This is a genomic window from Nannocystis punicea (assembly GCF_026965555.1).
Classification (GTDB): domain Bacteria; phylum Myxococcota_A; class Polyangia; order Nannocystales; family Nannocystaceae; genus Nannocystis; species Nannocystis punicea.
Map to the genome: position 1 here is coordinate 4,455,345 of NZ_CP114040.1, position 19,755 is coordinate 4,475,099.

Here is a 19,755-nt window from a genome sequence, read left to right on the forward strand (position 1 = left end):
TGGGCCCGCGTGTCCTACCTCGGGGCTCGATCTGCGCCGTCGATCGCGTGGGCCGACGCGGTGTATCCTTGGCGGCATGATCGCGGGTCCGCCCCTGATTGAGCCGGTGTCGCCGCGGCTGGTGCCGGTCTGGCGCGAGCTCTTGTGCGACGGCATCACCCCCGTCGAGGTCTACGCCCGCCTGCGGGCCTACGCGCGCGGCGGCAGCTCCGGACCGCCGGACCTGCCGGGCGTCAGCTTCCTGCTCGAGAGCGCGGGCGGGGCCGGCGAGCGGTGGGCCCGCTACAGCGTGGTCGGCGTCGGCGCGCGGGCCCACGTGCGCGGGGTGTGGAACGGCTACGACCTCGACGTGACGATCACCCCGGGGCCGGGGTTCTCGTTGCCGCCGGGGGTCGAGGCCAGGAGCCGCGGCCTGTCCGGGATCGCCGCCTTGCAGCGCGCGTACGAGAGCCCGCCGCGGCCCGAGCTGCCGCGCTTTTGGGGCGGCCTGGTCGGGGTGTGGGGCCACGACTCGGCGCGGGTGTTCGATCCGATCCCGGCCGTACCTGGCCTTTCGGTCATGTCGAGCGACCTGCCCGCGGTCGAGCTGGTGGCGAGCGACACTCTGGTGGTGTTCGACAACTTCTCGAACCGGGTGCGCGTGCTGGCGACCGCCTGCGCCGAGAGCGAGGGCGGGGCGGAGGCGGCGGAGGCGGCCGCGCGGGCTCGCGTCGACGCGGTGGCGCGGGCGCTGCACGGGCCGGCGGTGCTGGGGCCGCGGCGGGTGCCGGACGTCGCGCCGCCGGCGACGGAGGTCGCGCACCCGTGGTCGCGCGAGAAGTACCGGGCGTCGGTGTCGACGGCGCGCGAGCACATCATGGCCGGCGACATCTTCCAGGTCGTGCTGTCGCAGCGGTTCGTCAGTCGGCGCGACGGGGTCGACCTCCTCGATGTCTACCGCATGCTACGGGTCGGCAACCCGGCGCCGTACATGTACCTGTTCGACCTGCCGGCGGCGGCGTTGACGGGCGCGTCGCCGGAGGTGCTGGTCCGCTGCGACCGCGACGCGCTGGCGCCGGCGGTGACGGGGGCCGCGAGCAGTGAGGTGGCCCCGCAGTCGGGCCTGCGCGTGACAGTGCGGCCGATCGCGGGCACGCGGCGTCGCGGCAGCGACGCCGTCGAGGACGAGGCCCTGGCGAGCGAGCTGCTCGCCGATCCGAAGGAGCGCGCCGAGCACCTGATGCTGGTCGACCTCGGCCGCAACGACCTCGGCCGGGTCAGCGTGGCCGGCAGCGTGCGGGTGTCGGAGTCGTTCTCGATCGAGCGCTACAGCCGGGTGATGCACATCGTCAGCGAGGTGCAGGGCGAGCTGCGGCCGGAGCTGACGGCGCTCGACGCCCTGCGCGCGACGTTCCCGGCCGGGACGCTGAGCGGGGCGCCGAAGATCCGCGCGCTGCAGATCATCGACGCGCTCGAGCCGGCGCCGCGCGGCTGGTACGGCGGCGCCGTCGGCTACCTCGGCTACGACGGCGCGGCCGACTTCGCCATCTGCATCCGCTCGCTGGTCGCCGTCGGCGACGAGTTCCGGGTCCAGGCCGGCGCGGGCGTCGTGTTCGACTCGTCGCCCGAGGGCGAGGACAACGAGTGCCACGTCAAGGCGAGCGCGGTGCTGCGCGCGATCGCGGCGGCGGTCGAAGGAGGTGCAGGATGAGCGCGAACGACAACTCCGTCGCCGCCGTGGACGCGGCGCCGCCGTTGCCCGGCGGCCAGCGGCTGCATCCGGCCGGCGCGGCGCGGCCCGGCTGCCGCGTGCTGATGATCGACAACTACGACTCGTTCACCTTCAACCTCGTGCAGTACCTGCTGCAGCTCGGCGCGGTGGTCGACGTCCACCGCAACGACGCGGTCACGCTCGCGCAGGTGCTGGCCGACGCGCCGAGCCACATCGTCCTGTCCCCGGGGCCAGGTACGCCGGCGGACAGCGGGGTGTGCCAGGACCTGTGCCGCCGCCTGGCCGAGGCCGACGCGCCGGCGATCCCGGTGCTCGGGGTCTGCCTCGGCCACCAGACCCTGTGCGAGGTGCTGGGCGCGCGGGTCGAGCGGGCCGGCCGGATCATGCACGGCAAGCTGTCGCCGATGCTGCACGACGGCACCGGGGTGTTCGCCGGGCTGCCGACGCCGTTCATGGCCACCCGCTACCACAGCCTGGTCGCGGTCGAGAGCACGCTGCCGGCCGCGCTGGTGCCCAACGCGCGCACCGACGCCGGCGAGCTGATGGGGGTGCGCCACGCCACGCGGCCGCTGCACGGGGTCCAGTTCCACCCGGAGTCGGTGCTCAGCGAGCACGGCCACGCGATGCTCCGCACCTTCCTCGAGATGCATGTCCCATCGGACATGGCGGTGACGACATGAGCGAAAGCGCAGGCGACGGGGCGCTGCGGCGCGGGCTCCACCGCCTGGCCCACGGCGAGGCGATCGAGGAGGCCGAGGCGCTGGCGCTCTTCCGCGAGATCGTGGCCGGCGCGGCCGACCCGGCGCAGATCGGCGGGCTGCTGGTCGGGCTGGCGATCCGCGGCGAGACCGCGCCGGTGATCGCGGGCGCGGTGCGGGCGATGCGAGAGGCGGTGGTGCCGGTGCCGCTGCGCGAGGCCGGGGCGATCGACACCTGCGGGACCGGCGGCAGCGGGGTGGCGCGCCGCAACGTGTCGACGGCGGTGGCGATCGCGGCCGCGGCCTGCGGGGCCCGGGTGGCCAAGCACGGCAACCGCGGGATCTCGAGCCCGTGCGGCTCGGCCGACGTGCTGGCCGCGCTCGGCGTCGACATCACCGCGCCGCCCGAGCGCGTCGGCCAGTGCGTCGACGAGGTCGGCGTCGGCTTCATGTTCGCGCCGAGCCTCCACCCGGCGATGCGTCACGCGTCCGGCCCGCGCAAGGCGCTCGGGCTGCGCACGCTCTTCAACCTGATCGGGCCGATGTGCAACCCCGCGGGGGTGCGCCGGCAGGTGATCGGGGTGTTCGACCCGGCCAAGGTCGAGGCGATGGCGACCGCGCTCGGCGCTCTCGGCAGCGAGCGCGTGTTCGTGGTCCACGGCTTCTTTTCCGGCGCGGACCGGCCCGGGATCGACGACCTCAGCCCGGAGGGCCCGAGCACGATCGCCGAGTGGCACCGCGGCGCGCTGCGCACGTACACGCTGCGCCCGGTCGACGCCGGGCTGCCGGAGGTGCCGATCGCGGCGATCGCCGGCGACGACGCGGCCGGCAACGCGAGCGCCCTGCGGGCCCTGCTGGCCGGCGAGCCGGGGGCCTACCACACAAGTGTGCAGTACAGCGGCGCGCTGGCCCTGCTGGCGGCCTCGGACGACGGCATCGAGACGCTTCCGGCCAAGGCGCGGGCGATCGGCGCGGCGCTCGAAGACGGCCGGGCCGCGGCCGTGCTCGACCGGCTCGTCGCCGCCAGCCGCGCTGCGCTACCCTGAGGGCAGGACATGAGCGACAAAGGCAGCACGTACCTCGACAAGATCCTGGCCGCCAAGCGGGCCGAGCTCGCCGCCCCCCGGGCGACCCGCTCGGGGGCGCTGACCGACCGCGAGTTGCTCGAGCTCGGCGCCCGCCTGCCGCGCCCGCGCGACTTCATCGGCGCGCTGCGCGAGGGCCCGCGGCCGGGGATCATCGCCGAGTTCAAGCGCGCCTCGCCCAGCGCCGGCGCATTGCGCGAGGGCGCCGACGCGCGCCAGATCGCCATGCTCTACGCGGCCAACGGCGCGGCCTGCATGAGCGTCCTGTGCGACAAGCATTTCCAGGGCTCGCTCGACGACCTCCGCTCCGTGCGCCAGAGCGTGGCCCTGCCGCTGCTGGCCAAGGACTTCATCCTCGAGAAGACCCAGATCGTCGAGGCCAAGCGGGTCGGGGCCGACTGCGTGCTGCTGATCGTCGCCGCCCTGCCGGCGCCGCAGCTGCGCAACCTGATCGAGTTCGCCCACACGCTCGAGCTGCAGGTGCTGTGCGAGACCCGCGACGAGGCGGAGATCGATCGGGCGATGGCCGCGGGGGCCAAGCTGATCGGGGTCAACTCGCGCGACCTGCAGACGTTCGAGCTCGACCCCGACCGCGCCGCCAAGCTGCGCAAGTACGTGCCCAAGAGCTTTACGTACGTCGCCGAGAGCGGGGTCCGCACGATCGACGACGCGCTTCGCCTGCGCGACTCGGGCGCCGACGCGCTGCTGATCGGCAGCTACTTCATGACCGCCGAGCAGCCCGGCGAGGCGCTGCGCGAGCTGGTGATGGCGCTGTGAGGCCCTCCCCGAGGGCATGTTCACCAGGACAGGGTGAAAAGGACAGGTCGGTTCGGACATGCCGGTGAAGCTCAAGGTGTGCGGGGTGACCCGGCCCGAGGACCTGGCGGCCTGCGTCGAGCTGGGGGTCGACGCGGTCGGGATCAACCTGTGGAGCGGGTCGCGCCGGGGGCTGTCGCTGACAGAGGCGGAGGCGCTGCTGCGCGCGGTGGACCCGCCGCGCTCGCTCGAGCGCGTGGGGGTGTTCGTCGAGCCGTCGGCGGAGGAGGTCCGTCGCGCGGCCGAGGCGCTGGCGCTCGACCTCGTGCAGATCGTCGGGGCGCAGGAGGTGATGGGCCACGGGCTGCCGTATCTGTGGGTGGTCCGCGGGACGCCCGCGCTGGCCGAGCTGCTGCCGCCGGAACCACGCCCGGCCCGCGCGCTGCTCGACGCTGCCGTGCCCGGCTACGGCGGCGCGGGCCAGACGACCGACTGGAGCTGGGCCGCGGCAGCGGTGCAGCAGCTCGCAGGGCTCGAGGTGTGGCTGGCTGGCGGGATCACGCCGGCCAACGCGGCCGCGGCCATCGAGCAGGTCCGCCCGGCCGGGCTCGACGTCGCCAGCGGGACCGAGCTCCCGGGGGCCCGCCGGGGGGAGAAGGACCGGGCGGCGATCGGGACGCTGCTGGCGGCCTGCCGCGGCCTGGCTGATTGAGCGTGCGCTGAAGGGCGTCGCGTTATGCTCGGCCGGTGACGAGCGTCTCGCGGCCGATCGCGGCGGCGGCTCCGTGGGCGGAGTCGATGTTCTCGTTCGGCGTCACCGGCACCAACGGCAAGACGTCGACGACGTGGATGATCGCGGCGGCGGTGCGGGCGGCCGGGCTGTCGGCGCTGCGGGTGTCGACCCTCGGGGTGGCGTTCGACGACGAGGTGTGGCCGCGCGGCAAGCGGTTCGCCGACTTCGTCGCCACGCTCGCGCGGGCGAACGAGCGCGGGGCGAGGCACGCGGTGATCGAGACGACCAGCCACGCGCTGGCGCAGGGCTACGCGCGCAGCTGGCGGTTCGACCTCGGAGTGTTCACGAACCTGTCGGTCGACCACTTCGGCACGCACGGCAGCTGGGAGCACTACCTGGCGGCCAAGGCCCAGCTGTTCATGCACCTGGGCCCCGGGCGCACCGCGGTGCTCAACGCGGCCGACAAGCACGCGCTGTTCGTCGACCAGGCGATCCCGGCCGACGTCGGGCGGCGATGGTTCGCGTCGCCGGGCCGCGGGCCTCGCTTGCGAGAGGCGGACCTCGAGGCCGAGACGATCGAGGTGCGGGCGACCGGGACGCGGGTAGTGCTGCGGCCGTCGGCGGCCGCGGCGGCGCTCGGCGGGGTGCTCACGACTCGCATGGTCGGCGAGGTGTTCGCCGAGAACGCGCTGGCGGCCGCGCTCGCGGGGCTCTCGGCCGGGTTGCCGGGCGAGGCGGTGGCGCGAGGCATCGCCGGGTGTCCGGTGGTGCCGGGACGCTTCGAGGTGCTGGCCCACGGCGAGGGTCGAGCGACGATCGCCGTCGACTACGCGCACTCGCCCGACGCCCTGGCGCACACGTGCGCGACTGCGCGGCGGCTCGCGGGGGCGGAGGGCCGGGTCTTCGTGGTGTTCGGCGCGGGCGGCGGCTCGACGCCGGAGAAGCGGGCGCCGATGGGCGCGGCCGTCGGAGCGCTGGCCGACGTGGCGGTGGTGACGAGCGACAATCCGCGCGACGAGGAGCCCGCCGCGATCGCGGCGGCCGTGGTCGAGGGGCTACAGGGCGGGCGCGCGACGTGGACGATCGAGCTCGACCGCGGGCGGGCGATCGCGGCGGCGATCGCAGCGGCGCGCGCGGGCGACGTGGTGGTGATCGCGGGCAAGGGCCACGAGGAGGGGCAGACGGCGCGCGGACAGACGCGGCCGTTCTCCGATGTGGCCGAGGTGCGCCGGCTCGTCGGCGACGATCGCTGAACGGGCAGGTTAATGATCCACGGACCGATCGGACATGTTTTTGAGGGCATGCCCTCGAACGCCCGAGAGCCGTGCGGTGGGCTCGCCGCGGACGGCGTGCGGTCTGGAGCGCGTGCGGGGATCGGGAGCGAGTTCGACGCTGCGACCGGCGGGTCGGGCGGTCGCGTGAATGGATGAAGAGACATGTCACGATGGACATGTCCTCGGGTCGTCCCAAGCGGCCTCGGCGTGGCCGGCGGGCCGACTGGTCGCGGGGACATGTAGCGAGGGACATGTCCATTCTTCGAGAGATTTCAGCAGTCGGCTTCGTCGGAGCCGTCGGGGCAGTCCTCGGCCGTGTCGCACTTCCAGGTCGCCGGGATCTCGGTGCCGTTGGTGCAGGTGAAGGCCTCGAGGCCGCAGCCGGTGACCTCGTCGGAGTTGTCGACGCAGTCGGGGACCTCGTCGCAGGCCCAGGTGCTGGGGATCTCCTTCTTGTCGCCGTTGCAGGTGAAGGCCTCGATGCCGCAGCCGGTGACCTCGTCGGAGCCGTCCGGACAGTCGGGGTTCTCGTCGCAGACCCACGCGGGGTTGTCGAGCGCGGTGCCGTCGCTGCAGACGAAGCCCTCGCCGGTGGTGCCTGCAGTGGTGCCCGCGGTGGCGTCGGTGGTGCCGGTCGTGGGGACGTCGGTGGTGGTCGGCGCGCTGGTGCCGGGGTCCGTCTCGGTGGTGTCGTTCGAGTCGACGCCGGTGCCGGTGGTGGTCGCGTCGTCGGTGGTGCCGGAGGTGCTCGTCGTCGTCGTCGTCTCGGGGCCGAGGTTGGTGTCGGTGAAGCCGTTCCCGAGGTTGATCGTGCAACCGGCCGCAGCCGCGCCCTGGCTCATGAGAGCGGCGACGGACAAGAATTTGGCGAGGTCGATGTTCATCGTGCCGGCGAATGTGCCACGGGCCGGCGCGCAGGGGCGCGCCCGGCCGGTGAGCAGCACGGAGCAGCGAGCGCGCGGATCAGGCCGGCGCGAGGCGAACGGTGACCTCTGCGCTCGGGTCGAACGGCGAGCCCTTGACGTCGGCGATGCATTTGACGACGAGCCGCACCCGCGGGTCACGCGTGGCGGCGTTGGGGTCGGGGAAGCCGTTGCGCGCGAGGATGCCGGCGAGGTCGACGTCGCTCACCATCCACGGCTGGGTGATGACCTGCCCGGGCTTGAGGTCGCACGGCATCTTGAGGCAGCTGTCCGAGTAGCTGACGTTCGGATCGGGATCCTTCTCGGCGCGGGCGAGGTTCGGCGAGTCGACGTCGTCCTTCTTGATGTACAGCCAGACCTCGTACTTGGTCGCGAGCAAGGTGCACTCCTGCTGCGCGGTGATCACCATGGTGCCCTTGAGCACCGAGTCGGTGACCGGAAAGGTGGCGGTCTCCGCCGGTTGACGCTCGATGACGGTGATGGCGACGCTCGCCATGTTCTTGCCGCCGAGGAACTGCTTGGCCTTGTCGAAGAATCCCATGCGACGAGGCGTACCACGTCCGCGCCTCGGCGAGACGAATCCGCGCAGCGACCGGCCGACTCGAACGAGTGCCCTCGACGCTCGCGGCGAGCGACCCACCTCGACCGACGAGGGGGGCCGCACCCGCGGAGGTGCCCGAGACTCAGCCGACAGCCACCTGGATCGGCGGGGCGTAGGCGGAGGACCGATCGCTGACGGCCGCGCCGTGGAGGGAGGCCTGGTAGCGGTCGCCGAACATCGTGTACGGGGTGGTGGCGGGCGGCGTGCTGGCCTCGTCGAGGCGGCGCAGGAGCTCGGGCGGCAGGCGGAAGTCGAGTGCGCCGAGGTTGTCCTCGAGCTGCTCGGGCCGGGTGGCGCCGACGATCACCGAGGTGACGCCCGGACGCGTGAGCACCCACTGCAGCGCGACCTGGGCCATGCTGCGTCCGAGCTCGCCGGCGACTGCCTCGAGCTCGCCGACGATCTTCCAGTTGCGCTCGGTGAAGAGGCTGAGCGACTTGCCGGCGCCGGTGGCGAGCCGGCCCGCGTCGCCGTCGCTGTTCGGGCGGTACTTGCCCGACAGGAGGCCGCTGGCCAGCGGACTCCAGGCGGTGATGCCCATGCCGAGGTTGGTGGCGAGCGAGGTGAACTCGGCCTCGATGCCGCGCTCGACCAGCGAGTACTGCAGCTGCAAGTTGACGATCGGGGCGAGGGCGTGCGCCTCGGCGTAGGTCTGCACCCGCGCGGCGTACCAGGCGGGGACGTCGGACAGGCCGGCGTAGCGGATCTTGCCGGCCCGCACGAGGTCGTCGAAGGCGCGCGCGACCTCCTCGGCCGGGGTGATCCGATCCCAGGTGTGCAGCAGGTAGAGGTCGAGGTAGTCGGTCCGCAGCCGCTTCAGCGAGGCCTCGACGGCGCGGATCATGTTCTTGCGGCCGTTGCCGCCGGCGTTGGGATCGCGCTCGGAGAGGTTGTAGCTGTACTTGCTGGTGAGCACGAGGCGATCGCGGCCGCCGTCGGCGATGAACTCGCCGAGCAGCGACTCGCTGGTGCCGCGCTGGTACAGATCGGCGGTGTCGATGAAGTTGCCCCCGGCGGCCAGGTAGCGGTCGAACACGGCGCGCGCGGCCTCCTTGCTCGAGCCCCAGGCGCCGTACGGGCCGTCGATGCCGAAGGTCATGGTGCCGAGCGCGAACGGGCTGACCCGCAGGCCGGAGCGGCCGAGCAGGTAGTACTGATCGAGAGACATGACAAAACACTCCTGTCGGCGACGGCCACAGGCGGCGCGTCGCGGGTTGTCACGAATTGTGGACTACGCAGTCAAGAACTTGCGGAGGGCGGCGAGGCCTTCAGGGCGGCGATCGCGAAGCCGGCGACGGCCCGCAACGCCTCGGGGGTAGCGCCGGTGCGGGCGCTGATCCGCAGGCCCTGCAGGGTGGTCAAGAGGAAGCGGCCGGCGCTGCGCTCGTCGACGTGCGGGCCGACCTCGCCGCGGCGCTTGGCCTCGGCGACCATGCGCTCGAACGCGGCCTCGCACACGGCGGTGGCGCTGCGCGCGAGCAGGACGACGTCGGGGTCGCGCCGGGCCATCTCGACGATCGACTGGATCCCCAGGCAGCCGCGCGCACGCGCCTCCGGGGCCTCGCCGGCGACGCCGAGCAGGATGTCCTCGATCGCGCCGAGCGGCGAGGCGACCGCCCGCAGCCGGTCGAGCAGGGCGGCGCCCTGGCGCGCCTGGTAGCGCTCGAGCGCGGCGAGGTAGAGGCCGTGCTTGTCGCCGAAGGCGGCGTACATGCTCTGCCGCCCGATGCCCATGGCCTGCAGCAGCTGCTCGGTGGAGGTGGCCTCGTAGCCGTGCTCCCAGAACACGGCCATGGCCCGCTCGATGGCTTCGTCTCGATCGAACTCGCGGGGGCGGGGCACGGAGAGAAAACTAGTCGTTCTTGACTGCGCTGTCAAAAATAAATGTCAGCGGTGCGGCAAATGCGCGAGGCGAGAAAGGCGCAAGGGTAGAGGTGATGGCGGCGCCGTTCGACGGCCGCTGCAGACATTGAACGATGCGGGCCCGCGACGAGGACGGACGCGCGGCGAGGCGTCAGCGCGGTGACGCGGGGCCGGGGCGGAACGAATCGACGAAGCGGCGCAGCTCGTCGGCGAGTTCGCGGGCTCGCGCGCGTGGGGCTTCGGCGACGACGACGCAGGTGGCGTCACCGACGGCGACGACGCGGACGAGGCCGTGGGCGTCGTCGGTGGTGAGGGTGCCTTCGAGGCCGGCGGCGCCGTCGACCTCGATCGCGCGCACGCCCGCGAGGTGCATCATGTCGGCGATCCCCCGCACCTCGTCGGCGGCGGTCCGACCGGCGATCGGGCGCGCGCGGGCGCTGCAGGAGACGAGCCGCGAGGCGTGGCCCGCCTGCTTGAGCGCGAGGATCCGGGTGGCCATCGCCACGCCGTCGGCGGCGGTGAAGTTCTGCCGCTGCGCGTTGGGCCGCTGGGGAAAGACGGCGGAGAAGCCGGCGTCGGGGAAGGCCCAGCGGACCTGCGCGCCCTCGCGTCCGACCTCGACCGGGTCGACGGCGCCGGCCGCGACCGCGGCGAGCACGGCCTCCTGCTGCTCGGCGTGCTCGCGCAGCTCCTCGGCCAGCGCGTCGACGCGGGCGTGCGGCTCGCGATCGGGGGCGAAGGCGGTGCGCAGCGCGGCGAGATCGGCGGGAGCCACGGCGGCGGCCTCGAGGCGATCGGCGAGGTCGAGGATCCGGTCGCGCTCCTCGGGGAGGAACCACGGGGCGACTGTGTCGGCGAGCGGGACGAGGGTGGCGGCGGCGAACGCCGGGGCGATGACGTCGGGGAGCGCGAGGGCGCTGGCGAGGACGTCGTGGACACCGCGCGCGAGGTGAAAGCGGGCGCCGACGAAGGCGCTGCGGGCGGCATCGTCGGCGGCGAGCCGATCGACGCGCACTGCGGACAGCGCGAAGAAGGCGGTCGCGACTGCCGCGTACTCGCGGCCGAATTCGCGGCGGCCGAGCGCGCGGGCGCTGTAGAGCTGCAGGATGTCGGCGACGGCGAGGTGCAGGGCGCCGAGTTGATCGTGACTGGTGGTGGCTCGCGCGGCTGCCTCGATGTCGCGCAGCGAGACGAGCCGCTGCATCCACGCGGCATCGGGACCCTCGAGGCGCGGGAGCAGCTCGGGGCGCTCGCGCTCGAGGCGGACCAAGACGTCGCGGACCTCTTGATAGTCCTGCGCCGACCACGAGACGTCGCTGCCCGGGAGGTCGTAGGCCCGCTGCAGCTCGCTGCCGGTGGCAGGGGCGTCGGTGCTCGGGGGAGCGGTGGTCTCGGCGCTGCGACGACAGGCGCCGAGCAGCACGAGCAGCAGCACCAGGCCTCGACCGGCGACGAAGCTGCGACGGCGCGGGGCAACGGACGAGGCGAACATCTTCTCGGGACGATACACCGACGCGACCGGTGACGCACGGCCGAGGAGGCGATGGCCTCGCTGCGGAAGGGCGAGTGGAGGTCGATCGCGGTTCGTGAGCGGAGAACGTTCGCGGTGTCGTCGGTTCGTTCGCGTCGCAAGACCTGTTCGTTCCGACACGCGGTGAGCGGTCGCGCGGAAGGGCGAGCTTCGCTGCGCCTGATCGCTGGCGAGGTGTGAAGATTCTCGGGCGAAGGCTTCGCTGCGAGACGCGGCACGAGAAAAAGCGCGACCCTCGGGGAGGGTCGCGCTTCGGCGGGCGAGAGTGCCTGCGGGACGGCGATCAGCCGGCGAGGGCCTTGGCTTCGCGCTTGCGGCGGTTGTGGTCGAGGTCGCGCTTGCGCAGGCGGAGGCTCTTCGGGGTGACCTCGAGCAGCTCGTCGTCCTCGATGTAGGCGAGCGCTTGCTCGAGGCTGCGCTCGAGCGGCGGGGTCAGGAAGATCTTCTCGTCGGCGCCGGCGCTGCGGATGTTGGTGAACTTCTTGGCGATGCACGGATTGACGACGAGGTCGTTCTCGCGGCTGTGCTCGCCGAGGATCTGGCCGGCGTAGACCTGGACGTGATCGCCGATGAAGAGGACGCCGCGGTCCTGCAGGCGGCCGAGGGAGTAGGCGAAGGTCTCGCCGGGCTCCATGACGATGAGGACGCCGCGCGGGCGGGTCTTCCGCGGCCCGAGGTAGGGCCCGTAGCCGGCGAAGGTGGCGGCCATGATGCCGGTGCCGCGCGTGTCGGTGAGCATCTCGCTGCGGTAGCCGATCAGGCTGCGCGTCGGGGTGCGCATCTCGAGGCGGGTGCGGCCGGGGCCGGCGCTGTCCATGGCCCGCAGCTCGCCGCCGCGCTGGCTCAGCTTCTCGATGATGGAGCCGCTGTAGTCCTGATCGCACTGGATGATCAGGTTCTCGTACGGCTCCTCGAGCTCGTCGTTCTCGTCGCGGCGGAGGATGACCTTCGGCCGCGAGACGCACAGCTCGTAGCCCTCGCGCCGCATGGTCTCGATGAGGACGCCGAGGTGGAGCTCGCCACGGCCGGCGACCTCGAACTCCTCGGCGGTCTCGCCGGGGCTGACGCGCAGGGCGACGTTCGACCGCACCTCGCGCTCGAGCCGCTCGGCGAGCTTGCGCGAGGTGACCCACTTGCCCTCGCGCCCGGCGAACGGGCCGTCGTTGACGCGGAAGCGCATGGTCATGGTCGGCGGGTCGACGTCGAGCCGCGGGAACACGTGGCGCGTGGTCGGATCCTCGGTGGTCAGAGTGTCGCCGACCTGCAACGTCTCCATGCCGGCGATGGCGACCAGGTCGCCCGCCTCGGCGTACTCGCGCTCGAAGCGACGCAGGCCCTGGAAGCCGAGCAGGCGACGGACGCGGAACACCTCGGCGACGACGGGCGGACCGGCGGTCTCGCCGTGCGCAGGCCGGGGCGGGTGACGCAGCTGGGCCAGACGATCGCCGACGGAGATCCGGCCGCTGCGGATCCGGCCGATGGCGACGAAGCCGAGGAAGGGATCGTAGTCGAGGGTCGAGACCCACAGGGCCGCGCCGCCCTCGTGCACCACCGGCGGCGGGGCGTACTGGACGATGAAGTCGAGGATCCGCGACATCGGACCCTTCTCGTCGTCGGGGTCGCTCATCGCGTAGCGCTCGCGCGCGCTGCAGAAGATGACCGGGAAGTCGAGCTGCTCCTCGCTGGCGCCGATGCCGGCGAGCAGGTCGAAGGTGGCGTCGACGGTCTTGTGCGGCTCGGCGCCGGGACGATCGATCTTGTTGACGACGAGGAGGATCTTGAGGCCCAGCGCGACGGCCTTCTCGGTGACGAACCGCGTCTGCGGCATCGGCCCCTCGAAGGCGTCGACGACGACGAGCACCGCGTCGACCATGTTGAGCACGCGCTCGACCTCGCCGCCGAAGTCGGCGTGCCCGGGCGTGTCGACGAGGTTGATGCGCACGTCCCCGTAGGTGACGCTGGTCGGCTTGCTGGTGATGGTGATGCCGCGCTCTTTCTCGAGATCGCCGCTGTCCATCGCGCGCTCGATCTGACCTTCTCCGCGGTCGAGCGCGCCTGCTGAGGTGAGTAGAGCGTCGACCAGCGTGGTCTTGCCGTGGTCGACGTGGGCGATGATCGCCAGGTTACGAATCTGCTGCGGGGCGGCCATAGACGCCGTTTTGGGCGGCGGCGGGAAGTAAACCCGGCTGCGCGGCGCTGGCAAGTCGCGCCGATGTGAGCCGCACGGGCTTATTCGCGGGCGACAGGACGGTCACAGGAGTGAATCGGGAGCGAACACCGGTCGACTCGGACGCCGCGCGGCCACGAAGGCGGCCCTCCGGCGGCGATCGGCGTCGATCTGCGCCCGCATGACCGCCCAGAGGTGAGCCTCGGTCGAGGTGGATGCCAGGCAATCGCGGGGATCGCGCGGCGGGACCGGGGCGGGCAGATCCGGGCCGCCCGGCTCGGGCTGCTCCCTGGGCTCCGGCTCCGGCCGCGGCGCGACGTCCGGCAAGCCGGGGTCGTCAGGGGACGGCAATTCCCGGACCGGCGTGGGGGTGATCCGCAGTCGGCGACGGCGTTGCATGGGATCGGATCTGCACTGAACACCCAATCAGTGTCCAGCCATCTCCGATGCTGCCCTGAACTCTTGATCAGAGGCGGACCAACCAAATCGCGCGGCGCAAAACTGCGCGGAGCGGTAGATAGCGGCCTTTAGCGGCCCGAAGGCCGTTTTGGGGCCGGGGCGGAGACGCGCGCAGATCGGCGGTAAACGCGAGGGGCGGGAGCGCGCCGGGCTGGTCTTCGGGACAGGGAGATCGCTTCATGGGCGAAGCCGGCGCCTGGATTTGGGGGCCTGGCGCGGCGGGTGAGGTCTCGCGGCGCGAGAGCGCAGATGAGGCGAAATCGCGCGGCACCGGGAGGGCCAGCGGGGGCAGGCTGCGCGAATTCGCCCGGTCGACGCGGGCCGGCGCCCGGATGTCACGCCTGGATGGTACTTGCCGGTGCGTGCGGGGCTGGGCCTTCACGTCGGGGGACTGGCGAGGCGCCTCGCCTGGCTGTTGGCCGACGACCACCGGGGATGTGTTGGCCATCCTCGACGCGATCACCATGAGGTCGCGTGCAGCGCCGAGGTCCGCGAAGTGCTGCGCTCGCTCCGAAGGTCGAAGAAGCATGCGTCGACCGCAGTTTCATCCTGCCTGGCGCAGCTGGCGGACGCCTGCGCAGGCGAGCGGTGCGTGGATTTTCGAGCGCGCTCAGAATGGGCCGTGATGACGGCGCCGGTTTTTCCACCCGAGCTGAGCTTCGTGGGCGCGATGTTCGAACGTTTCGGCGCGGCCTCGAAGGAAGAGGTGCATCGGCTGCTCAAAGCCGCCAGCGTGGACGAGCTGGACGCGGTGACCGCAGTGTCGATCCGCCTGCTCGAGCGAGGGGCGGCGGGCATGTTCGCGATGTACCGCTTCGCCGAACAGCTGGAGAACCGAGGCGAGCACGATTCAGCCCGGAGAATCCGTGCATTCACGCAGGGGATCATGCCTGTCGTGGTGGGCTAGTGCGGGATAGCTGGCGCTTGAGACATGTCGAGAAGGACATGTCCCATGGGACTCCCGACGACGCGATCATCGACGCCCCGCGGTCGGAGCTCGTGAGCTCAGGGCCGGCGGACCGTGGCGTTGGCCCTGAGGCCGCGGCCGACGAGGTACTGCTCGGTGCTCGTGGAGCGCGAGTTCTTGGCGTGGTAGGGGCGGGCTTCCTGGAAGCTGGCGCGAAAGCGCTTGAGGAGCTCGCCGAAGCCGCCGCCCTGGAAGACCTTGGCGACGCAGTGGCCGCCGGGCCGAAGGACCATGCAGGCGATGTCGAGGGCGCGCTCGGCGAGGCCCTCGCTGCGGACGACGTCGGTGTGGCGGTCGCCGGTGGTGTGCGGGGCCATATCGCTGAGGACGACGTCGAAGGGCGGGAGCTCGGGGCCCGGGGCCCACTCGAACACGTCGGCGACGCGGTGCTCGACGTGCGCCGGGAAGCTGAGGACGACCGGCTTGAGGTCGAGGCCGAGGACGTAGCCGGTCTCGGTCACGCGGTCGCCGGCGTACTGGATCCACGAGCCGGGCCAGCAGCCGAGGTCGAGCACCCGCGCGCCCTGGCGCAGGATGTGGAACCGCTTGTCGATCTCCTCGAGCTTGTAGACCGCGCGCGCGGCGTAGTTCTCCTGCTTGGCGCGGTGGTAGGCGGCGTCGTGGCGGTGGGCCTTGTCGCTGAGGCGGTGGCGGGTCATGACTTGCGGCTTAAAGCGGACGAGCCGGCGTGGCCGGCTCGAGCGATCAGGCCCGGAGGGCCGGGGAGTAAGTTGGCCCGGAGGGCCGGGAAGTAAGTTGGCCCGGAGGGCATATCCCGAAGGACAGGGCCTTCGGGACAGGGCCTTCAGGCCTTGTTGTTGCCGGCCTTGATGGCGGGCTTGACGGCGGCGCGGATGGTCACGAACTCGTTGTTGGCGCCGGGGATCGGGCCGCGCACGAGGATCAGGCCGCGCTCGGCGTCGATCTTGATGATCTCGAGGTTCTGCAGGGTGACGCGCTCGTGGCCCATGTGGCCGGTCATGCGCTTGCCGCGGTGGACGCGGCCGGGGGTCTTGCGGCAGCCGATCGAGCCGCCGTGGCGGAAGAACTCGTGCTGGCCGTGGCTGTTCTTCTCGCCCTCCATGTTGTGGCGCTTGATGACGCCCTGGTAGCCCTTGCCCTTGGAGGTGCCGGTGACGTCGACGCGGGCGCCCTCCTTGAACAGGTCGGCGCCGAGCTGGCTGCCGACCGGGTGGGCGGCGAGCGCCGTGGCGGGGACGCGGAACTCTTTGTGGACGTAGAAGGTGCCGACCTTGGCGGCCTCGGCGGCGCCCTTCTCGGGCTTGCTCGCGCGGGAGGCCTTCTTCTCGGCGAAGCCGACCTGCAGGGCCGTGTACGTGTCGCGCTCGACGGTGCGGTGGGCGGTGACGGTGTTGCCGGTGACGTGCAGGACGGTGACGGGGACGCGGTCACCCTCGTCCTTGAACACCTGCGTCATTCCAAGCTTTTTGGCGATGAGACCGATCTGGAAATTCATCTTGCTCCGAGGTTCTGCGGGCGCGGCTTCCTTCACGTTGGAATCAGCGAAGAGCGAGGCGCCGCAGGGACGGGGAAGGTGCCCGCGATCGCGCCGGGCGTCAACCTGCGGGCGCGCCGGGGGCCGGGCAGCCGCGGATTTGCCTCACGCGCCGGCCGGGGCGGGCAGGCGGAAGAAGGCCCGGGCGTTGGCGCCGGCCTGCACCGCCAGGGCGGCCGGATCCTCGCGCCGGACGCCGGCGAGGTGCGCGCAGGTGAAGGCGACGTTGGCCGGCTCGTTCTTGCGGCCGCGCACGGGCACCGGGGCGAGGTAGGGCGCGTCGGTCTCGAGCAGGAGCCGGTCCATGGGGCACAGGCGGGCCGCCTCGCGCAGACCCTCGGCATGCGGGAAGGTGGCGATGCCGGAGAAGGAGAGCAGGTAGCCGCGCGCGAGCCACTGCTCGGCCTCGGCCGGGGTGCCGGTGAAGCAGTGGACGACGCCGCCGCGCGGCAAGGCTGGGGCGTCGTCGAGGATGGCGAGGGCGTCGGCGTGGGCGTCGCGGATGTGCAGGACCAGCGGTTTGCCGAGGTCGCGGGCGATCTCGCGGTGGGCGGCCAGCGCGCGTTTCTGCGCGTCGGGCGGGCTGCGGTTGTAGTGGTAGTCGAGGCCGGTCTCGCCGACGGCGACGACCTTCCCGTCGCGGGCGAGGGCGGCGATCTCGGCCAGAGCGGCCTCGTCGGCCTCGCTGGCGTCGTGCGGGTGGATGCCGACGGCGGCGAACAGGTGCGGGTGCGGCTGGACGAGGGCGACGGCCCGCGGGGCGCTCGCGCGCGAGCAGCCGATGTGGATCAGCTGCTCGACGCCGGCGTCGGCGGCCCGCTGCAGGGTGGCGCCGAGGTCGTCGATCATCGGCGGGTAGTCGAGGTGGCAGTGGGTGTCGACGAGGCCGGGGAAACGGGGCGGACGCGGCGCAGGCATGGTCAGGGCGACATGGCGAAGATGAGGAAGTACTGGTGCGGGAGGAAGTCCTCCTCGCGCTCGAGGGTGAAGCCGGCCTGCTGGAGCTCGGCGACGATGGCCTCGCGCGAGAGCCTGTACTTCGGGTCAGGTGCGAATTTCTCCGGCGGCTGGGCGTCGGGCCGGAAGTCGACGATCGCCAGGTGGCCGCCAGGCTTGAGCGCGTCGTGGACCTTCTTGAAGTAGCGCACGCGGTCGCGCAGATAGGCGTAGGTGTTGGCGACGAACACGAGGTCGACGGCCTTTTCGGGCAGGGCCGGGTCGTCGTAGAAGGCGAGGTGCGGCTGGATGTTGGGGGTGCCCCAGCTCTCGCGCTGCGACTCGATGTGGGACCGGAACTCGTCGTCGATGTCGACGGCGTAGACGGTGCCGGTCGGGACCTGCATGGCCAGGCGGCGCGAGAAGTAGCCGGAGCCGGCGCCGATGTCGGCGATCACCGCGCCCTTGTCGGGGATCGGGAGGCTGCGGACGATGCGGTCGGGCATCTCCCACGACTCGCGGCCCTCGCTCTCCATGGTGGCGATCGCCGCCTTGGGGTCGTCGTAGTCCATGTCGGCGACGACCTCGCGCTTGCGACACCCGACGGCAGCGACCACGAGCACGGCACCGAGGAGGGGGCGGTACATGCCCGTCAGCTTACGCGCGAGGCCGGCCCGGCGGGAAGAGCCCCAAGGCCAGTTCGAGGACGGCCCGAGTCGGCTACACTCCGCGGCCGATGGCTGAGCCCGGAACAGCGAGCGCGGCGCGCGTCCGCCAGGAAGCGAAGGGTCGCGAATTGCTGGCCGATTCGGGCGTGCTGTGGAGCGCGCTGCCGGTGGAGTGGCCGCGCGAGGCCGAAGGCGGGTCGGCCGCGGCGCTGCCGGGCTGGGGCTGGCGGGTGCGTCGCTCGCTGGCGGCGCTGCTGCTCCGCCCGCGGCGAAGCTTTCAACACGTCCACGAACCGGTCGACCACGCAGCGGCGCTGCGGCTGCTGCTGACGGTGCGGCTGCCGCTGTGGGCGGTGCTGCTGGCGACGCTGGGGATTGCAGGCCCGACAGCCCCGCTCCAGGAGGGGATCCCGCTGTTCGACGCGCGCCTGGTCGAGGCGCTGTCGCTGTGGCTGCTGCTGATGGCGCCGGTCGGCGTGCCGCTCCTCTACGCGGGGCTGGGGATCGCCACCCACGTGGCCCTGGCGCTGACCGGCGGGGCGCCGCGCTCGATCGCGGCGACCATGCGGGCGATCGGCTACGCCCTGGCGCCGGCCCTGCTCGGCGTGGCGCTGCTCGACCTGCCGCTCTACCTCGGTCTGCTGTCGCTGCCCGTCTACCTCGGCGGGCTGGGGGCGCTGACCCTGACGACCTTCGTGGTCGCCGGCAACGCGCTCACCGGGACCCACCAGATCCCGCCGATCCGCGGGTTCGTGGTGGCGATGGTCCCGGCCGTGATGTTCGCCGCCACGCAGGCGCTCCGCGCCGTGCTCGCGCTCGGCGAGCTGCCCGGCTACGCGCCGCCGCCGGGGCTGCCGTACCTGGTGCCGTGAGGCTGGCTCCCGGGGCATGTCGTGAGGGGCATGTCCGGAGAGACATGGTGCGAGGGGCATGTCCGAAGGAACATGCATCGGGCGAGCCGAGCGCCGAGGAGCCTGGGTGCGGGTGAAGGCTCGTGCCGGCTGCGGGACGCGTGCCGGGAGCTCGAGACCGCGCGGCGCCGCCGGCTGTCCGAGGGGACGGGCTCGTGAGCGCGGGCGCGGCGTGACTTCAGCGTTCGCCTCACGGACGAGGACAGCTCGCCCCGCTCACGACACGTCGGACTCGCGGTAGGACCGGAGCAGCTGCTCGAGCAGGGCGGGCGTCGCTTCGGTCCGCAGCCACGCGCGGAGCGGAGCGGCCCACGAGGTCGTCGCCAGCGCGTCCAGCACGCGCTGCGCGTCCGCGAGGCAGCGCAGGTCCGCGGCCGGCAGCCCGTGCGCGGGCGGCAGCGCGTCGGCGCCGGGCCCGTCGGTGAACGCGGCCAACAGGCGCGAGAGCGCGACCAGGGTGTGGCTGTGAGCCTCGAGGGCGCGCACCTGGGCGAGGACCTCGGCGTGGTCGTCGCTCACGAGGACGGGCCCGGCGGGCCGACGCGACGACCCCAGCTGCGCGAGCACGCCGTCCAGGGCCGGGCCCCACATCTCCTGCCGCGCCCGGGCGTCGGGGGTGTAGCCGCCGTCGTCGCGCAGGCCCGGGTCGGCGCCGTGGTCGAGCAGCGACCGGACGATCGCCACGCTCACCTCCCGCCCGTCGTGGACGGCGTAGTGCAGGGCGGTCCGGCCGTGGAAGCCGCGCGCGTTGGCGTCGGCGCCGCGGGTCAACAGCATCGCCACGATCGCCGCCTGTTTCTGCCAACAGGCGATGTGGAGCAGGGTGTCGCCGTCGGCTGTCCTCGCGGACAGGAGCGGCGGATCGGCGCGCACTGCCGCGGTCACCTCGTCGGCTGCGCCGCGCTCGACGGCGGCGACCAGTTCGTCGATTCGCATGGCGGGCGATGCTAGCACTC

20 protein-coding genes are annotated in these 19,755 nt (G+C 72.6%); 8 read left to right on the plus strand and 12 right to left on the minus strand.

What is annotated here, in order from left to right; genetic code table 11:
- Positions 1 to 76: 76 nt before the first annotated feature.
- The 6 genes from O0S08_RS17210 (at position 77) to O0S08_RS17235 (ending at position 6,236) form a co-directional block, all read left to right on the plus strand.
- Positions 77 to 1,690, plus strand: coding sequence for an anthranilate synthase component I family protein (locus O0S08_RS17210; RefSeq protein WP_269040249.1), 1,614 nt, complete (start codon positions 77 to 79; stop codon positions 1,688 to 1,690).
- A gap of 104 nt (positions 1,691 to 1,794) precedes the next feature.
- On the plus strand, positions 1,795 to 2,391 hold the full coding sequence (locus O0S08_RS17215) for an anthranilate synthase component II (RefSeq protein ID WP_269041851.1): 597 nt from the start codon (positions 1,795 to 1,797) through the stop codon (positions 2,389 to 2,391).
- Complete coding sequence (gene trpD / locus O0S08_RS17220; RefSeq protein ID WP_269040250.1) at positions 2,388 to 3,455, plus strand: anthranilate phosphoribosyltransferase; 1,068 nt, start codon at positions 2,388 to 2,390, stop codon at positions 3,453 to 3,455. The genes O0S08_RS17215 and trpD overlap by 4 nt, the downstream gene beginning before the upstream one ends.
- 9 nt (positions 3,456 to 3,464) lie before the next feature.
- Positions 3,465 to 4,271, plus strand: coding sequence for an indole-3-glycerol phosphate synthase TrpC (locus O0S08_RS17225; protein ID WP_269040251.1), 807 nt, complete (start codon positions 3,465 to 3,467; stop codon positions 4,269 to 4,271).
- 58 nt (positions 4,272 to 4,329) lie between these two features.
- Positions 4,330 to 4,962, plus strand: coding sequence for a phosphoribosylanthranilate isomerase (locus O0S08_RS17230; RefSeq protein WP_269040252.1), 633 nt, complete (start codon positions 4,330 to 4,332; stop codon positions 4,960 to 4,962).
- 35 nt (positions 4,963 to 4,997) lie between these two features.
- Entirely contained in the window at positions 4,998 to 6,236 is a 1,239-nt protein-coding gene (locus O0S08_RS17235) for a Mur ligase family protein (protein WP_269040253.1), read from the plus strand.
- 293 nt (positions 6,237 to 6,529) lie between these two features.
- Here the strand turns inward: O0S08_RS17235 and O0S08_RS17240 are convergent, their stop codons facing one another.
- The 7 genes from O0S08_RS17240 to O0S08_RS17270 all read right to left on the minus strand — a co-directional run bounded on the left by O0S08_RS17240 (position 6,530) and on the right by O0S08_RS17270 (position 13,741).
- Positions 6,530 to 7,141, minus strand: a complete 612-nt coding sequence (locus tag O0S08_RS17240) for a hypothetical protein (RefSeq protein ID WP_269040254.1) — start codon at positions 7,139 to 7,141, stop codon at positions 6,530 to 6,532.
- Between the two features lie 79 nt (positions 7,142 to 7,220).
- Complete coding sequence (locus O0S08_RS17245; RefSeq protein WP_269040255.1) at positions 7,221 to 7,721, minus strand: hypothetical protein; 501 nt, start codon at positions 7,719 to 7,721, stop codon at positions 7,221 to 7,223.
- 142 nt (positions 7,722 to 7,863) lie between these two features.
- A complete protein-coding gene (locus tag O0S08_RS17250; RefSeq protein ID WP_269040256.1) occupies positions 7,864 to 8,949 on the minus strand; it encodes an aldo/keto reductase in 1,086 nt (361 codons plus the stop codon).
- Between the two features lie 71 nt (positions 8,950 to 9,020).
- The gene (locus tag O0S08_RS17255; RefSeq protein WP_269040257.1) at positions 9,021 to 9,623 is read right to left on the minus strand and encodes a TetR/AcrR family transcriptional regulator; all 603 of its coding nucleotides are present in this window, start codon (positions 9,621 to 9,623) and stop codon (positions 9,021 to 9,023) included.
- A gap of 172 nt (positions 9,624 to 9,795) precedes the next feature.
- Complete coding sequence (locus O0S08_RS17260) at positions 9,796 to 11,136, minus strand: hypothetical protein (RefSeq protein WP_269040258.1); 1,341 nt, start codon at positions 11,134 to 11,136, stop codon at positions 9,796 to 9,798.
- Positions 11,137 to 11,458: 322 nt separating this feature from the next.
- Entirely contained in the window at positions 11,459 to 13,324 is a 1,866-nt protein-coding gene (typA, locus tag O0S08_RS17265; RefSeq protein ID WP_269040259.1) for a translational GTPase TypA, read from the minus strand.
- A 102-nt stretch (positions 13,325 to 13,426) separates the two neighbouring features.
- Complete coding sequence (locus O0S08_RS17270; protein WP_269040260.1) at positions 13,427 to 13,741, minus strand: hypothetical protein; 315 nt, start codon at positions 13,739 to 13,741, stop codon at positions 13,427 to 13,429.
- 556 nt (positions 13,742 to 14,297) lie between these two features.
- Here O0S08_RS17270 and O0S08_RS17275 point away from each other — a divergent pair.
- Positions 14,298 to 14,708: a hypothetical protein gene (locus tag O0S08_RS17275; protein ID WP_269040261.1), complete on the plus strand. Its 411-nt coding sequence runs from the start codon at positions 14,298 to 14,300 to the stop codon at positions 14,706 to 14,708.
- 98 nt (positions 14,709 to 14,806) lie between these two features.
- Here O0S08_RS17275 and O0S08_RS17280 read toward each other — a convergent pair whose 3' ends face one another.
- The 4 genes from O0S08_RS17280 to O0S08_RS17295 form a co-directional block, all read right to left on the minus strand.
- A complete protein-coding gene (locus O0S08_RS17280) occupies positions 14,807 to 15,427 on the minus strand; it encodes an SAM-dependent methyltransferase (protein WP_269040262.1) in 621 nt (206 codons plus the stop codon).
- Positions 15,428 to 15,573: 146 nt separating this feature from the next.
- Complete coding sequence (gene rplC / locus O0S08_RS17285) at positions 15,574 to 16,245, minus strand: 50S ribosomal protein L3 (RefSeq protein WP_269040263.1); 672 nt, start codon at positions 16,243 to 16,245, stop codon at positions 15,574 to 15,576.
- Positions 16,246 to 16,389: 144 nt separating this feature from the next.
- Complete coding sequence (locus O0S08_RS17290; RefSeq protein ID WP_269040264.1) at positions 16,390 to 17,202, minus strand: TatD family hydrolase; 813 nt, start codon at positions 17,200 to 17,202, stop codon at positions 16,390 to 16,392.
- A gap of 2 nt (positions 17,203 to 17,204) precedes the next feature.
- Complete coding sequence (locus tag O0S08_RS17295) at positions 17,205 to 17,867, minus strand: class I SAM-dependent methyltransferase (protein ID WP_269040265.1); 663 nt, start codon at positions 17,865 to 17,867, stop codon at positions 17,205 to 17,207.
- An 89-nt stretch (positions 17,868 to 17,956) separates the two neighbouring features.
- Between O0S08_RS17295 and O0S08_RS17300 the strand changes: the two genes are divergently transcribed.
- Positions 17,957 to 18,760, plus strand: coding sequence for a YIP1 family protein (locus tag O0S08_RS17300; RefSeq protein WP_269040266.1), 804 nt, complete (start codon positions 17,957 to 17,959; stop codon positions 18,758 to 18,760).
- Positions 18,761 to 19,015: 255 nt separating this feature from the next.
- On the opposite strand, the gene O0S08_RS17305 is transcribed toward O0S08_RS17300, so the two are convergent.
- Complete coding sequence (locus O0S08_RS17305; protein WP_269040267.1) at positions 19,016 to 19,735, minus strand: ankyrin repeat domain-containing protein; 720 nt, start codon at positions 19,733 to 19,735, stop codon at positions 19,016 to 19,018.
- Between the last annotated feature and the right edge of the window lie 20 nt (positions 19,736 to 19,755).

Bases quoted from the DNA above. Each gene is read 5' to 3' on its own strand.
- O0S08_RS17295 (WP_269040265.1), bottom strand. From the start codon at position 17,867: ATGTACCGCCCCCTCCTCGGTGCCGTGCTCGTGGTCGCTGCCGTCGGG.
- O0S08_RS17250 (WP_269040256.1), bottom strand. From the start codon at position 8,949: ATGTCTCTCGATCAGTACTACCTGCTCGGCCGCTCCGGCCTGCGGGTC.
- O0S08_RS17230 (WP_269040252.1), top strand. From the start codon at position 4,330: ATGCCGGTGAAGCTCAAGGTGTGCGGGGTGACCCGGCCCGAGGACCTG.
- O0S08_RS17300 (WP_269040266.1), top strand. From the start codon at position 17,957: ATGGCTGAGCCCGGAACAGCGAGCGCGGCGCGCGTCCGCCAGGAAGCG.
- O0S08_RS17210 (WP_269040249.1), top strand. From the start codon at position 77: ATGATCGCGGGTCCGCCCCTGATTGAGCCGGTGTCGCCGCGGCTGGTG.
- trpD (WP_269040250.1), top strand. From the start codon at position 2,388: ATGAGCGAAAGCGCAGGCGACGGGGCGCTGCGGCGCGGGCTCCACCGC.
- O0S08_RS17260 (WP_269040258.1), bottom strand. From the start codon at position 11,136: ATGTTCGCCTCGTCCGTTGCCCCGCGCCGTCGCAGCTTCGTCGCCGGT.
- O0S08_RS17290 (WP_269040264.1), bottom strand. From the start codon at position 17,202: ATGCCTGCGCCGCGTCCGCCCCGTTTCCCCGGCCTCGTCGACACCCAC.
- O0S08_RS17225 (WP_269040251.1), top strand. From the start codon at position 3,465: ATGAGCGACAAAGGCAGCACGTACCTCGACAAGATCCTGGCCGCCAAG.
- typA (WP_269040259.1), bottom strand. From the start codon at position 13,324: ATGGCCGCCCCGCAGCAGATTCGTAACCTGGCGATCATCGCCCACGTC.
- O0S08_RS17245 (WP_269040255.1), bottom strand. From the start codon at position 7,721: ATGGGATTCTTCGACAAGGCCAAGCAGTTCCTCGGCGGCAAGAACATG.
- O0S08_RS17305 (WP_269040267.1), bottom strand. From the start codon at position 19,735: ATGCGAATCGACGAACTGGTCGCCGCCGTCGAGCGCGGCGCAGCCGAC.
- rplC (WP_269040263.1), bottom strand. From the start codon at position 16,245: ATGAATTTCCAGATCGGTCTCATCGCCAAAAAGCTTGGAATGACGCAG.
- O0S08_RS17270 (WP_269040260.1), bottom strand. From the start codon at position 13,741: ATGCAACGCCGTCGCCGACTGCGGATCACCCCCACGCCGGTCCGGGAA.
- O0S08_RS17215 (WP_269041851.1), top strand. From the start codon at position 1,795: ATGATCGACAACTACGACTCGTTCACCTTCAACCTCGTGCAGTACCTG.
- O0S08_RS17280 (WP_269040262.1), bottom strand. From the start codon at position 15,427: ATGACCCGCCACCGCCTCAGCGACAAGGCCCACCGCCACGACGCCGCC.
- O0S08_RS17240 (WP_269040254.1), bottom strand. From the start codon at position 7,141: ATGAACATCGACCTCGCCAAATTCTTGTCCGTCGCCGCTCTCATGAGC.